The sequence below is a fragment of the Bacillus cereus group sp. BfR-BA-01453 genome, assembly GCF_022662915.1.
Classification (GTDB): domain Bacteria; phylum Bacillota; class Bacilli; order Bacillales; family Bacillaceae_G; genus Bacillus_A; species Bacillus_A paranthracis.
The window spans coordinates 226245-239558 of record NZ_JAKUEN010000005.1; the positions used below are offsets into that span (position 1 = coordinate 226245).

Consider the following 13314-nt stretch of genomic DNA (forward strand, 5'->3'; position numbering starts at 1 on the left):
GAGGTATCGTGTTTGTATGTTTAATATTGATATGTTATTTCTTGAATGGATGATCAGTCTGGAGGGAAGTGTACTTACAGCATTTTTTAAACTTGTATCTATTATTGCAAATGAAACATTATATTTAATTGTTATTTCAATTTCGTATTGGTGCGTTTCTAAAAGAAAAGCATTTCATATGATTGTTATGCTTTGTTTCTCTGGATATATAGGGATAGTGATAAAAGAATTTATGAAAATTCCGCGACCGTATACATACGACGGAATTCAATCTTTATATGAAAAATCAGCTGCAAGTTATTCTTTCCCAAGTACACACGTGCAGTTAGCAACAACGTTTTGGGGTTCATTCATGATTTTATGTAAAAAGAGAATCATTTGGATCATTGGTATTGTTTTTATTATATTAGTTGCTATTTCTCGTCTATATTTACGTGTACATTGGCTCAGTGATATAATAGGTGCCGTTTTATTTAGTGTCATAGTTGTTTATTTATATACGAAGGTAACAATGGGATTAAGTGATAGGAAATTTATATTGTTACAACGAATTATATTGGCTGTTTCACTCATTATGTATGTTATGACAAGCCAAGTAGATAATCTTAAATTACTAGGAGTTTTGACAGGTTCTACGATTGGTATCATGTTAGAGAATCATTTTATTAATATGAATGAAAGTAATGATTTTAAAATGCAAGTGGTAAAAACAGTATTGGGCCTAAGTATCATGCTAATAATGCAGTTTATACTAAAAAAAGTAATACCTGATATGTATTATTTACGTTATGCAGTGACTGGAATTACAATTACTTTCTTATGTCCATTTATTTTTCGTATGTTACGATTAAAAAAAATTTGAGTAGCAAATAGGCACAAAAATATTTTGAATAAAAATGAGGGTGTAATTATATATATTGAAAAATTTTTCTGATATATCTATTGACAATGTATGAGATATACATTAACCTTTAAGTGTAAATGATAATCAATTTCATCTAGGAGGGCTTATGACACGCACTAAAAATATTTTTATACTTTGCGTTATGTTACTAATGGTCGTAATCGCAGGGTGCGGTAAAGAAGAAGAGAAGAAAGATAAAGATACATTAGTAAAGGCAAAAGATTCTTATAGTATAAAGCATGCAATGGGAGAAACGACAGTAAATGGTACGCCAAAAAGAGTTGTGGTTTTAACAAATGAGGGCGCTGAGGCACTTTTATCTGTTGGAGTAACGCCGGTTGGAACGACGAAACCACGAGCTGGTGATGAATGGTATCCTCATTTAGCGAAAGAGTTAAAAAATACGAAAGTAGTAGGAACTGAGCGTGACATTAATTTAGAAGCAGTAATGAAGCTTCAGCCGGATTTAATTATCGGAAATAAAATGCGTCACGAAAAAATATACGAGCAATTAAAAGAAATCGCGCCAACAGTATATGCTGAAACATTACGCGGTGATTGGAAAGAAAACTTTACACTTTATACGAAAGCTGTAAATAAAGAAAAAGAAGGGCAAAATGCTCTTAATGATTATAAAAAGCGTATTGCAGGAATAAAAGAAAAATTAGGTGATAAAGTTAACTCTAAAGTTTCTATTATTCGTTTCGTCCCTGGTGACGTTCGTATTTATCAAAAAAATTCATTCTCAGGTGTTGTATTAAATGATATTGGATTTAAAAGACCACCATTACAAGATAAAGATGAATTTGCAATTAAAGGAATTACAAAAGAGCAAATTCCAAATATGGACGGGGATTATTTATTCTATTTCACATCTGATAAAGACGCGGATAAGAATAATGAAGGAAATACATTAGCAAAAGAATGGACAGAAGATCCACTATTTAAACAACTGCAGGCTTCTAAAGATAATAAAGTATTCCAAGTAGATGAAGTGATTTGGAATACAGCAGGTGGTATTGTAGCTGCAAATCTTATGTTAGATGATATTGAAAAATATTTTCTGAAGTAAATAAAAAGTGCATCACTTTAAATAGGTGATGCACTTTTTATTTTGTTAAAATACAGAAAATTCCTTCTTTTGATCGTGCATAAGTTGTACAATTAAAACAATCATGTAATAAAGGAGTGGGAATAAATGAAAGCTACTCATAAAGATTGGATTTTATTTAACGGAAGAATTGTAAATACGAAGGAAGAACAGCCAATGATTCCATTAGAGGAGAGAGGCTTTCAATTTGGTGATGGTATATACGAGGTATTCAGACTATATGATGGGAAGCCACATTTATTAGATTTACATTTAGAACGATTCTTTCATTCTATGGAAGAAATAAAATTAATTCCACCGTTTACTAAGGAAGAGTTAGTGGAAGAGTTATATCAAATGATTGAAAAAAATAAATTTCAAGAAGATGGGAATGTATATTTGCAAATATCAAGAGGGGCTCAAGCGCGTAATCATGTATATGAGTCAAATATGCAACCAACATATTTTGCAAACATTGTTTCTTTTCCACGACCAATTGCTTCTATGGAACGAGGAATAAAAGTTACTGTAGAAGAGGATATACGCTGGAAGTTCTGTCATATAAAATCCTTAAACCTGCTACCTAATATTATGATTAAAAATAAAATAAACGAACAAGGCTATCAAGAAGCGATATTAGTACGAGATGGAATTGTAACGGAAGGGTGTCATTCAAATTTCTTTATGGTGAAAAATAATAAATTGATTACACATCCGGCTGACAATTTCATTCTACACGGCATTACACGCCACTACGTTATTACATTAGCGAAAGAGTTACATATTGAAGTAGAAGAAAGAGAATTTCCACTTCAAGAAGTGTATGAGGCCGATGAATGCTTCTTCACAGCGACGCCACTTGAAATATTCCCAGTCGTTCAAATTGGTGACGAGCAGTTCGGGAACGGGGAAAGAGGACCGATCACAAAGAAACTCCAAGTTGCATATGAAGAAAGTATTCGTTTGTTTAAAGTTACGAACTAATATTGAAGAAAAAAGCTGGTATTACTCCAGCTTTTTTTCATGATATAATTCAAACATAGGACAAGATTTGAAAACGCTGTAAAAAGGGGATTTAATGTATGAATTATGAAGATTTTAAAGAAGTAATTCACGGTAGACGAAGTGTTAGAAAGTTCACAGAACAAGAAGTATCCACTAGTGATATAAAAGAAATTATTGATTGTGCTCGTTATGCACCGAGTGATACGAACTCACAAACTTGGGAGTTCTTGGTCATTATGAACCGAGAGAAAATTAAAGAAATTGAACAAATGACATGGGATGCATTACATAAACTTGCGGCAAAAGCGGCAGAAAATGGAGAAGAGAAAGCAGGGAAATTACTTACACGTTCTTTTGGACCATATGCAACAGCTTTCTCGGAGGCACCAGTATTAATCGTATGTTTGGCAACGCCATATGAATCAAAGTTTCGTGAAAAAATATTTGATCCGATTGCTTTTGTTCCAAATTCAGTTTGGGAAGAAGAAGGAATTAAGAGCAGCTGTTTAGCGGCACAAAACTTAATGTTAGCTGCACATACGAAGGGGCTTGGTACATGCCCAATGACAGGACCGGTATTGTTAGCTCAAGATGAACTACGACAATATTTACAAATTGAGCCTGAAAAGCAAATAAATATGGTTATATCACTCGGTTTTCCGAAAGATAAGCCGAAGAAACTTCCAAGAAAAGAAGTAGATGAGATTACAACATTTGTTTTTTAAAGCCGAAAATAAAAAGACATTGAATGAAACAATGTCTTTTTATTTTGGATAGGTATGTAATTAATCCATTAGGCTAAAATGATAGATAAGAGGGAATTACTATTTATTTCATAAAAAAAATTAATGTTCTATTAAGGAAAGTATGATACATTAATCGTGAGCAAGATTCTAGTTGTTCATGAAAGTGTTGAAAGTAGTCTTAAAATTTAAAAGTTATTTTTGTATAATAAATTATAATGAAATGACAGGGGGGATGAATTTTGAAAAAATTCATAATCACTGGATTGTCTGTATTGTTATTAGTTGGTTGCGGTGCTCCAAAGGAAAAAGAGGGTACACAATCAAAGCCTGAAGAACAAGTCGTAAACGCAAGTAATGAGAATATAGTTGTATTTCCGGAAGGCGTAATGCCAATTGGAGAAGGAAAAGTAAAAGTTATTACACCAGACGGTACTTCTGAGAATGGTAATATACCAGCTGTATTCATTAAAAAGGATACTTTAATTCAACACGTTGAATTAGAGCTCTCTAATTTTCAGAATGATAAAGAAACATTCGTATTTGTAGATCGAGTGTTTGCAGATAAATATCAAGTAACTAGTACAACACAGACAACAGTACAATTAAAAGAAAAGACGCTTGAAACAGGTAGTCATACGATTACGGCAGTTCAGTATGAAAACAATGATCCGAAAGGAAAGGTTATTAGTTTTAATCAAGCAACATTCGAAACAAAACCAGCGTCATAAGAAGAATAAAAAGTACATTACTCAAAAAGTAGTGTACTTTTTTGTTTATACTAGAGGTTGTAATAGTGAATCACTTGTTTCGTTTTCTAATATGATTAAATTAGGAAGAGACCACTTGTTACTACTATGACAGAAAAAGCGGTTGAAGAGGTGAACTGGTGTATTTGTATCTTCTTGATTAATATGATGATGTCAGTAATTTGGTTTATGATGCAAGTTAAGTTCCATTATCAAATTTATGACGTATCGATAGGGTCTATTTGTTTTACCATTGTTTAGCTATTATATGATAAACTCGGAATAAGGTAAGTTTCAGAAGAAAAATGTAGGTATTTCATTTGAAATGTCGAATAGTACATACGATGTCGTAATAACAAATTTTCTATTGTTTACTGTGAAACAGGAGAAGGAGAGATAGTAATGAAACGAGCTCTTATAAATATTGATTATACATATGATTTTGTAGCTGAGAAAGGTGCTTTAACATGCGGAAAACCAGGACAAGAAATTGAGAAGGAAATTGTCCATTTAACGAAGCAATATATTGAAAATGGAGATTACGTAGTCTTTGCAATCGATAAACATGAAGAAAACGATGTATATCATCCAGAATCAAAGTTATTCCCGCCTCATAACATAGCCGGTACAAATGGAAGGGATTTATTTGGTGAATTACAAGATGTGTATGAAACATATAAAAATGCAGAGAATGTATATTATATGGATAAAACACGATATAGTGCATTTGCAGGAACAGACCTAGAGATGAAGTTACGAGAAAGAGGAATAGAAGAAGTTCATCTTGTAGGTGTTTGCACTGATATTTGTGTTCTTCATACAGCAGTAGATGCTTATAATAAAGGGTTTAAAATTGTAGTTTATGAAAAGGCGGTTGCATCTTTTAATGCGCAAGGGCATGAATTTGCACTTGGACATTTTAAATCTTGCTTAAACGCAGAAGTGAAGTGAAAAAAAGAGGCCTTTAAAAAAGGTCTCTTTTTGCGTTTAAATTGAGACGAGGTTTTGCTCAATTAACTTTTTTATAAATGGGCTAATATTCTCTGGTAGCTTATCAAAATCAAAAAATTGTACACTTAATGATTCGATCCCATCAGCTTTTAGCAAGCCGCCTTTAATGTCTTTGCAAAGATATGCGATTGTTATAGGATAAAACTCATCCCCGTTTGGTAATTTTACAAAAAATTCTTTTCCAGAAAATACGCTTATTAACTGTAAGCTTCCTATTTCAATCCCTGTTTCTTCGAGCACTTCTCGTCTCCCAGCTTCTTCTGTTGATTCACCAAGTTCAACGAATCCACCAGGAACACCCCAAATACCATTTCGCCTTTGTTGAAGTAATATTTGTCCTTGTTCATTGAAAACAGCTACAGCAACTCCTGCTAGATTGAGTGGTCTTGATCCGACAAATTTTCTAAGTTCTTCAATATACCCCATTGTATGTAACCTCCGTAAGAAAAAATAAGAGCAAATATACTATTCGTTGTTATGTGAATATTTTCCTCTTTATAAGAGGGAGAGAAGTCATATAACTTATTTGTTTTATTTGGTAAAATATACATCAAAAAAGGTCAAATAAAATCTTTGACCTTTTTTGACCAAGTGTTATAATAAAGGCAGAAAGAGATAATCTTTCATTCATAAATAATAAGGAGGAAAAAATATGCGTAATTTATTTCCAGAGATAACAAAACGTCAAAATGGTATTTTTGATTTTGGGCCTTCTTTATTAGAAGGGATGACAGATGCTTTCTTTAAACCGATGAACATGGATACTTTTAAAGTAGATGTTCATGAACAGTCTGATAAATATACAGTAAAAGCAGATTTACCGGGTTTTCAAAAAGAAAACATTCAAGTTGAATTTGAACAAGATGTATTAACGATTCAAGCAACTAATCATAATGAAGTAGAAGAAAAAAATGAGAATGGCATATATATTCGTAAAGAACGTTCTATAGGTTCTGTAACTCGACGCTTTAATTTTCAACGAGTTGAGGAAGAAAATGTTAAAGCAAATTATAAAGATGGCGTACTGACAATTGAATTGCCAAAATTGAAAGAAGAAAAAAACAGTAAAACAACAATTAATATCGAATAAAAGAGCTGATAAATTCAGCTCTTTTTTTATCTAGTTAATGAATAAATTAGTTGAAATCGTAATGAGTAGAATAAAGTTTTAACGTTTAAAAAATTTCACGATTAGCTCCCCTTAGGTTATTAAAAAGGGTATATTTAAAGGGAAAGGAAAAGAACATCTAGACATACTGTTTAAAGTGAATTAGTAATAAAGTCAAAATACATAGTAAGGGTAGCGACGTTTTAGAGAAGATAATAGATTTTCCTAGAATAAACTGAGACGATTATGAATTTTTTAATTAGTAAGGAAGTGGTTAGATGAGTTTATTAACGTATACTGAAGAATTTTTTAATTATGTAAGAGAGTTTTTACTTTTAAGATTTTTACTGTTTGCTTTCGTTCTAATCATTATTTCATTTGTCATAAACCGCATTATTGATTGGTTTTTTAGGAAATCAAGCTTTTTTGATGAAGAGGTAGAGCAAACGATTCAAAGTGTGATTCGATCTATTTTTAGATATATCATTATCATTAGTCTAATCATATATTTAATTAGCCAATTTGTAGATATAAAAAGTATCATTGCAGGTGCAGGGATAGCGGGGGTTGTTATCGGTTTTGCTGCACAACAGATGCTGAAAGATGTTATATTAGGCTTTGCGAGATTAGCGGACAAAGAGTTTCGTGTTGGCGATTTTGTTACTTTTAACGGAACAAACTCAGGAACGATTGAGGAAATTAGTATTCGTTTTATGCAAATTCGTGAATGGTCAGGAAAACTCCTTACCATACCACACGGAGAGATTAGAACGATACAAAATTTTAATAAAGGTTGGATGCGTGTAATTGAACGAATTACGGTAAGTTATCAGGAAGATCCGACAAGAGTTAAGGAATTGTTAGAGGAAGTTTGTGTGAATTGTAATGAAAAGTTGACTCCAAGTCTTTATAAAGTAGAGGATGAAGCTGTTGAACCTTTTAAATATGTAGGTGTTACAGATTTAAATCCGAATCTGAAATACGTTGGATATGAATTTTGTATTACAGGTTTAATAAAACCGGAAGATTATTTTGAAACTTCTAGACAAGTAAGATTTGAATTAATGTCTATGTTCCATAAGAATCAAGTGCAAATGCCAGCAGCAAATATGGTTGTTACTACTGAAAGTTTACAGCATAGCCAAGGTGGACAATATTTATCGGACAGCTAAAGTAGAATAGTTTGGTAACGGAAATGCTGCTTTCAGCATTGGATAGAAAAATAATAATAAAATGATTGATATAAAAAAGAGCTGAAGAAATTCAGTTCTTTTTAATTTGTAGAATTTAGAAATTTCTTAATGTTATAATGATAGATGGTGATGAAAATGAACTTTGAAGAAAAAGAGATGCATCGTTTAGAGGCATTAAAAGCAATTGCTGAATTATTAAATGAAGCAACAGACTTACAAGACATGTTGGAAAAAGTGTTACATACATTGTTACAAGTTATGAATTTGCAAACAGGCTGGATCTTTTTTATTGATGAAAGTGGAAAGCACCGTATGCTTGTGGATGAAAACTTACCGCCAGCTCTTACGTGGCAAGAGAAGAAGCCGATGTGTGAAGGAGATTGCTGGTGTGTAGAGCGTTTTGTGAATGGCAGGTTGGAAAAAGCGACTAATATTATTGAATGTAAGCGAATAGAGGATGCGATTGAATGTAATTGGGGAGATACCGAAAATGTTACGCACCATGCGACAATTCCCCTTAGGTCTGGATCAGAGAAGTTTGGTCTATTAAATGTGGCCTCGCCTCAAAAAACAAATTTTTCAGAGGAAGAATTAGCATTATTAGAATCAATTGCATTTCAAATAGGAACAACTATACAACGTATTCAGTTAGTAGAGAAAGAACGTAAATATGTAGTTGTAGCAGAACGAAATCGACTTGCACGTGATTTACATGATTCAGTAAAACAATTGTTATTTTCTATCATGTTAACCGCAAAAGGTACTCTAAATATGACGCAAGATAGAGACTTGCAAGAGATGTTGAGCTATATTGGAGAATTATCACAGGAAGCATTACAAGAGATGACACTCTTGATTTGGCAATTAAGACCGGAAGGATTAGAGAAAGGGTTAGCTGAAGCAATTAAAAATTACGGAAAGTTGTTAGGAATTCACGTGGAAGTTCGAATTGATGGAATGGTTTCAATTGGTGATGAAATAGAAGAGGTTTTATGGCGTATTAGTCAAGAAGCGATACATAATTGTAAAAAACATGCTTCATGTGAAAAGGTACATGTTCTTTTAAAAATAGAAGATAACCAGTTGTATTTTTACATAGAGGATAACGGAATAGGATTTATACAAGAGCAAGTAAGAGAGTCAGCACTCGGTTTAAAAAGTATGAAGGAACGTATTCAGTTAATGAGGGGATCATTTCAAATAAAAACGGAGCTGAAAAAGGGTACGAAAATTGAAATTCAATTGCCAGTTTGAAGGGGAGAAGAAGGTTGAAAATTAAATTACTACTAGTTGAGGATCATCATATCGTTCGAAGAGGACTTGTATTCTTTTTGAAAACGAGAGAAGAATTTGAAATTGTTGGGGAAGCAGAAAATGGAGAAGATGCGTTAACATTCGTCCAAACAAAAAGGCCAGATGTAGTATTAATGGATCTATCAATGCCGAAGATGGATGGTATTGAAGCAACAAAACAGATAAAACAATATGATGAAACAATAAAGATACTAATATTAAGCAGTTTTTCAGAGCAAGATTATGTTTTACCAGCACTTGAAGCCGGAGCAGATGGTTATCAATTAAAAGAAGTACAACCTGAGCAACTTGTAGCTTCTATTATTGCAGTACATGAAGGAAATACGAATTTTCATCCGAAAGTAACACCAGCACTATTAGGACGATCAGTAGTCAAGAAAGAAAAAGAAAACCCTTTTTCTATGTTAACGAAAAGAGAACAAGAAGTGCTTCGTGAAATTGCGAAAGGGCGAAGTAATAAAGAAATTGCAGCAGTGCTTCATATTACAGAACAAACTGTAAAAACACATGTTTCAAATATTTTAGCTAAATTAGAAGTAGATGATCGTACGCAAGCTGCATTGTATGCAGTGAAACATGGGGAAAATAATAATAAGTATGAATAAATGTTTCGTATAGTATGACAGAATACATAAGAGCAATTAAAATGTTATAGTTAAGTCTAATAAAGGTGCTTTTTAGCCAAAATCGAATAAAAAGTGAAAGGCAGAAATGTTGATTTTATAACGTTTCTGCCTTTTCAATTTCATGTGATCTTACTTCGAAAGAGACTTATGAGACAGCCCCTTTTTTATTAGTGAATAGTTTGTTTATTTATTTTCTTGTAGAAATATGTGACTTACTTATAGCCAGTGATGACTCTCATTAAAAAAATATAAAACGATTTATACAACAATTCAAACATTGTTCATAATTTCACAATTTGTTTTTGAAGTGTCATGTTATGATGAACATGTAATGATGATTGAACACTTAAACTTGGCACAATGATTAGCCAAACTAGTGAAGACAGAAGTTGTGAGATGAACTCATGAAAAATTCTAAAACACTAAAGGGGAGATCACATATGAAAGCAGTAGTAGTTAATAAAAATAGTAAAGCAAACATTGAAATTATTGAAAAAGAATTACGTCCGTTACACTCAGGTGAAGCGCTAGTAGATGTAGAGTATTGTGGAGTTTGTCATACTGATTTACACGTTGCAAATCATGATTTTGGAAATACAGATGGCCGTATTCTTGGTCATGAGGGTATAGGTATTGTGACGAAAATCGCTGATGATGTTACTTCACTAAAGGTGGGGGACCGTGTAAGTATTGCATGGATGTTCCAATCTTGTGGACGTTGTGAATATTGCGTAACAGGTAGGGAAACATTTTGCCGTGAAGTTAAGAATGCTGGTTATTCAGTAGATGGTGGTATGGCTGAACAATGTATTGTGACAGCTGATTATGCGGTGAAAGTACCAGAAGGATTAGATCCAGCTCAAGCATCATCAATCACATGTGCGGGGGTAACTACATATAAAGCTATAAAAGTATCCAATATTAAACCTGGCCAACCTATCGTCATCTATGGTTGTGGTGGATTAGGTAACCTAGCTATTCAATATGCTAAAAACGTATTTGGTGCAAAGGTAATTGCGGTAGATATTAATGACGATAAATTAGCCTTAGCAAAAGAGGTTGGAGCTGATATGACAATCAATCCAATTTCTCAAGGTCCTGCTGATAAGATTGTTCAAGATGAGTTTGGTGGTGCTTATGCTGCTGTAGTAACAGCTGTTTCAAAAGTAGCATTCAACTCTGCAGTTGATGCAGTACGTGCTTGTGGTAAAGTCGTTGCAGTAGGTTTACCAGTAGAAACGATGGATTTAAACATTCCGCGACTTGTATTAGATGGAATTGAAGTGGTTGGCTCTCTAGTCGGTACTCGTAAGGATCTAGAAGAGGCATTTATGTTCGGTGCAGAAGGAAAAGTAGTGCCTGTTGTTCAAACTTGTTCTCTAGATAAAGTACAAAATGTATTCGAAGAAATGGAACAAGGTCGAATTCAAGGACGTATGGTAATCGATTTTAAACAGTATAATTGTGATTGCAAATAATTCACATTAAATATAAAAAATATGAGTTTAACAAAGTACATGTAAAAAAGTTAGACTGCATAAAAAGATGATCCCTGTATGCAATAGGGATCATCTTTTTTATATTCTACTAATATCAATGCCAATCCATACTTGATTAATGAGACAGGATTAAAGGTTCACTTTATTTGCAAAAGAAAAAGAATCTTTACCTTTAACAAATTTTTTATGATCAGGAACGGTTTGAATCGCTACAGTTTGCGAATCTCTTGCTTTCAGTGCATCTTGAATCCCGATTGTCATAAGCTTAATAAATAGAATCGTAATAAAGAAAGAAGCGAGAGTATAAAAAATAATCCACCATGAAAGATTCATTTCATTACGATTTAAGCCAATAAGACCTGCCCAATCATTAGATAGAGAAACAGGTTTGAGTACTCCGTCATAGAGTTCACGCATTTGAATCCCGCCAATTACAATGTTAAGCAACGCTAAATGGATAACGAGTATGAGTGTTTGGACGATATGTTCCATAAATAATACAAATAAGCGGTCAAGTAATAAGACTCGTAAGTGTTTTTTCATAATATGAAAACGGCTAGCACCCAATAATTGTGAACTTAAAATGTAATCTCGTTTCATAAATTCATCAACCTCTGAGGATATATATAAAGAAAGTGTAGGCAGAGCGACGAAAATAAGTACGAGTACTTGATAAAACGTAAATGAAATATTTGGATTTAACCCATCAGCATTTGATGTGATTACAATATTAACGGGTGTGATGAGTATGAATGCGATAAATAGAGTTGGAATATAATAAAAAACTTCTGAGCATGCCTGGAAAAATCTCTTGAGTTTTGGAGCATATAAACTTAAGAGGATTCCTATACATGTTCCGCATAAAATTCGAAAGAAGCTAATTGCCACGGCTAATAGAATAGTAAATTTTGCTCCTTCTATAATTTGAAAGAAAACAGACTCTCCAAAACGATCAGATCCAAAAGGCGGAATTAACGACGGCGGAAAGGGAGCCTTTCCAAGTAATTCGTTATTGTCATTGTAAAGTAACTGAGGAGGTTTTGGGATGTTATCTTTAAAGAACCAACTATAAATAAAACTAGCTGAAATAAGTATAAATAAATAGGTAAAGCCGATTAAAAAGCGTTTTGATTTCCAAATAGATTTCATAATGCTACTCCTTTCAAGTGCTTTTGCCATCTATTCATCATGAATGAGATTATTTGAAAAATAGTATAAAACGGTAAAATAATCATAACCAGTATGATAAATGCAGCTGGAGGTGAAATAAACGCCTTATTAAATAAGAATTGAATAATGCCTTCCATATTAAAAACAAATTCTAAAATGAATAAATTAGAAAGTAAGAAAACAAAAATCGTTTTTAAATGGTGGAAGAAGTGGATAGATATATTTTTGAATAAATGAATGCATAGTATATAACTTGATGAAAGGCCTTTTCCATAGGCAACCTCTACATAATCTTTTCCATGTTCTTCTTTTATGTATAACACCATCATCCGAAACATTTGTAATGTAGGTAAGACTGCTAAAGATACAATTGGGAGTAAATAAGCTCGATTTTCATTAAAAGAAATAATGGTGAAAGGAGCTTCCCCGAATTTCCTAAGTACCCATATGAAAAATATTTGCAAACAAATCATCATCATCATATCAGGGACAGCTTCTAATATGAACACAATTCGGTTTATCCATTTTTTTATATAATCTTTTGCTAAAAAATAAAAAAATGCCATGCTGGATGATAGAAAGAGCGCAAGTAAAAAGGCTAAAAATAATACAGTAAATGAATATAGGTAAGGTTCTAAAACAGTTGGGAATAAGGGTATTTTTTTGAAACTACCAAATTTTGGATCTGATCCTATCACTACTAATGATTCAGGGGAGAAAACATCTTTTAACATAGTAACAATCTGATTAAAAAAAAGAATGGGTTGAAAGGTAAATCCATTTTGAGTGATAAATAAATAAGGTAAATTTAATAATAATAAGAGTGATAAAAGAATTGATGAAAGCTTAATTGTGAATTGAGATATTTTATGTAACATTAAATCCCTCCGACATCTTTTTAC

The 13314-nt window shown here is 32.7% G+C and carries 14 protein-coding genes; 11 read left to right on the top strand and 3 right to left on the bottom strand.

Annotated features, from left to right (window positions below; all coding sequences use genetic code 11):
• The first annotated feature begins 16 nt into the window (after positions 1–16).
• The 6 genes from MR070_RS13460 to MR070_RS13485 all read left to right on the top strand — a co-directional run bounded on the left by MR070_RS13460 (position 17) and on the right by MR070_RS13485 (position 5442).
• The gene (locus MR070_RS13460; protein ID WP_242261465.1) at positions 17–862 is read left to right on the top strand and encodes a phosphatase PAP2 family protein; all 846 of its coding nucleotides are present in this window, start codon (positions 17–19) and stop codon (positions 860–862) included.
• A 148-nt stretch (positions 863–1010) separates the two neighbouring features.
• Positions 1011–1976, top strand: coding sequence for an ABC transporter substrate-binding protein (locus tag MR070_RS13465; RefSeq protein WP_242261466.1), 966 nt, complete (start codon positions 1011–1013; stop codon positions 1974–1976).
• A 126-nt stretch (positions 1977–2102) separates the two neighbouring features.
• Positions 2103–2978: a D-amino-acid transaminase gene (dat, locus tag MR070_RS13470; protein ID WP_000648366.1), complete on the top strand. Its 876-nt coding sequence runs from the start codon at positions 2103–2105 to the stop codon at positions 2976–2978.
• A 98-nt stretch (positions 2979–3076) separates the two neighbouring features.
• Positions 3077–3724 (top strand): nitroreductase family protein, encoded by a 648-nt coding sequence (locus MR070_RS13475; protein WP_242261467.1) that lies wholly within the window; start codon positions 3077–3079, stop codon positions 3722–3724.
• 260 nt (positions 3725–3984) lie between these two features.
• A complete protein-coding gene (locus MR070_RS13480) occupies positions 3985–4473 on the top strand; it encodes a hypothetical protein (protein WP_000713490.1) in 489 nt (162 codons plus the stop codon).
• A 420-nt stretch (positions 4474–4893) separates the two neighbouring features.
• Positions 4894–5442: a cysteine hydrolase family protein gene (locus tag MR070_RS13485; protein ID WP_044790700.1), complete on the top strand. Its 549-nt coding sequence runs from the start codon at positions 4894–4896 to the stop codon at positions 5440–5442.
• Between the two features lie 36 nt (positions 5443–5478).
• Here the strand turns inward: MR070_RS13485 and MR070_RS13490 are convergent, their stop codons facing one another.
• A complete protein-coding gene (locus tag MR070_RS13490) occupies positions 5479–5928 on the bottom strand; it encodes an NUDIX hydrolase (protein ID WP_000540509.1) in 450 nt (149 codons plus the stop codon).
• Between the two features lie 226 nt (positions 5929–6154).
• Between MR070_RS13490 and MR070_RS13495 the strand changes: the two genes are divergently transcribed.
• From MR070_RS13495 to adhP, 5 genes are all read left to right on the top strand, one after another.
• Positions 6155–6592: an Hsp20/alpha crystallin family protein gene (locus MR070_RS13495; RefSeq protein ID WP_001245061.1), complete on the top strand. Its 438-nt coding sequence runs from the start codon at positions 6155–6157 to the stop codon at positions 6590–6592.
• Positions 6593–6888: 296 nt separating this feature from the next.
• Positions 6889–7782, top strand: a complete 894-nt coding sequence (locus MR070_RS13500) for a mechanosensitive ion channel family protein (RefSeq protein WP_000055420.1) — start codon at positions 6889–6891, stop codon at positions 7780–7782.
• 156 nt (positions 7783–7938) lie between these two features.
• Entirely contained in the window at positions 7939–9057 is a 1119-nt protein-coding gene (locus MR070_RS13505; RefSeq protein ID WP_472927049.1) for a GAF domain-containing sensor histidine kinase, read from the top strand.
• Between the two features lie 14 nt (positions 9058–9071).
• Positions 9072–9722: a response regulator gene (locus MR070_RS13510; protein ID WP_101167090.1), complete on the top strand. Its 651-nt coding sequence runs from the start codon at positions 9072–9074 to the stop codon at positions 9720–9722.
• Between the two features lie 461 nt (positions 9723–10183).
• Positions 10184–11221: an alcohol dehydrogenase AdhP gene (gene adhP, locus MR070_RS13515; RefSeq protein ID WP_138322068.1), complete on the top strand. Its 1038-nt coding sequence runs from the start codon at positions 10184–10186 to the stop codon at positions 11219–11221.
• A 150-nt stretch (positions 11222–11371) separates the two neighbouring features.
• Here the strand turns inward: adhP and MR070_RS13520 are convergent, their stop codons facing one another.
• Both MR070_RS13520 and MR070_RS13525 read right to left on the bottom strand, forming a co-directional pair.
• A complete protein-coding gene (locus MR070_RS13520) occupies positions 11372–12391 on the bottom strand; it encodes an ABC transporter permease (protein WP_000836560.1) in 1020 nt (339 codons plus the stop codon).
• Entirely contained in the window at positions 12388–13290 is a 903-nt protein-coding gene (locus tag MR070_RS13525) for an ABC transporter permease subunit (protein WP_000902489.1), read from the bottom strand. Before MR070_RS13525 ends, MR070_RS13520 begins: the two co-directional genes overlap by 4 nt.
• Between the last annotated feature and the right edge of the window lie 24 nt (positions 13291–13314).

Excerpts from the sequence above, each read along its gene's own strand:
- MR070_RS13460 (WP_242261465.1), top strand. The coding sequence starts at position 17 with ATGTTTAATATTGATATGTTATTTCTTGAATGGATGATCAGTCTGGAG.
- MR070_RS13465 (WP_242261466.1), top strand. The coding sequence starts at position 1,011 with ATGACACGCACTAAAAATATTTTTATACTTTGCGTTATGTTACTAATG.
- dat (WP_000648366.1), top strand. The coding sequence starts at position 2,103 with ATGAAAGCTACTCATAAAGATTGGATTTTATTTAACGGAAGAATTGTA.
- MR070_RS13475 (WP_242261467.1), top strand. The coding sequence starts at position 3,077 with ATGAATTATGAAGATTTTAAAGAAGTAATTCACGGTAGACGAAGTGTT.
- MR070_RS13485 (WP_044790700.1), top strand. The coding sequence starts at position 4,894 with ATGAAACGAGCTCTTATAAATATTGATTATACATATGATTTTGTAGCT.
- MR070_RS13490 (WP_000540509.1), bottom strand. The coding sequence starts at position 5,928 with ATGGGGTATATTGAAGAACTTAGAAAATTTGTCGGATCAAGACCACTC.
- MR070_RS13495 (WP_001245061.1), top strand. The coding sequence starts at position 6,155 with ATGCGTAATTTATTTCCAGAGATAACAAAACGTCAAAATGGTATTTTT.
- MR070_RS13500 (WP_000055420.1), top strand. The coding sequence starts at position 6,889 with ATGAGTTTATTAACGTATACTGAAGAATTTTTTAATTATGTAAGAGAG.
- MR070_RS13505 (WP_472927049.1), top strand. The coding sequence starts at position 7,939 with ATGAACTTTGAAGAAAAAGAGATGCATCGTTTAGAGGCATTAAAAGCA.
- adhP (WP_138322068.1), top strand. The coding sequence starts at position 10,184 with ATGAAAGCAGTAGTAGTTAATAAAAATAGTAAAGCAAACATTGAAATT.
- MR070_RS13520 (WP_000836560.1), bottom strand. The coding sequence starts at position 12,391 with ATGAAATCTATTTGGAAATCAAAACGCTTTTTAATCGGCTTTACCTAT.
- MR070_RS13525 (WP_000902489.1), bottom strand. The coding sequence starts at position 13,290 with ATGTTACATAAAATATCTCAATTCACAATTAAGCTTTCATCAATTCTT.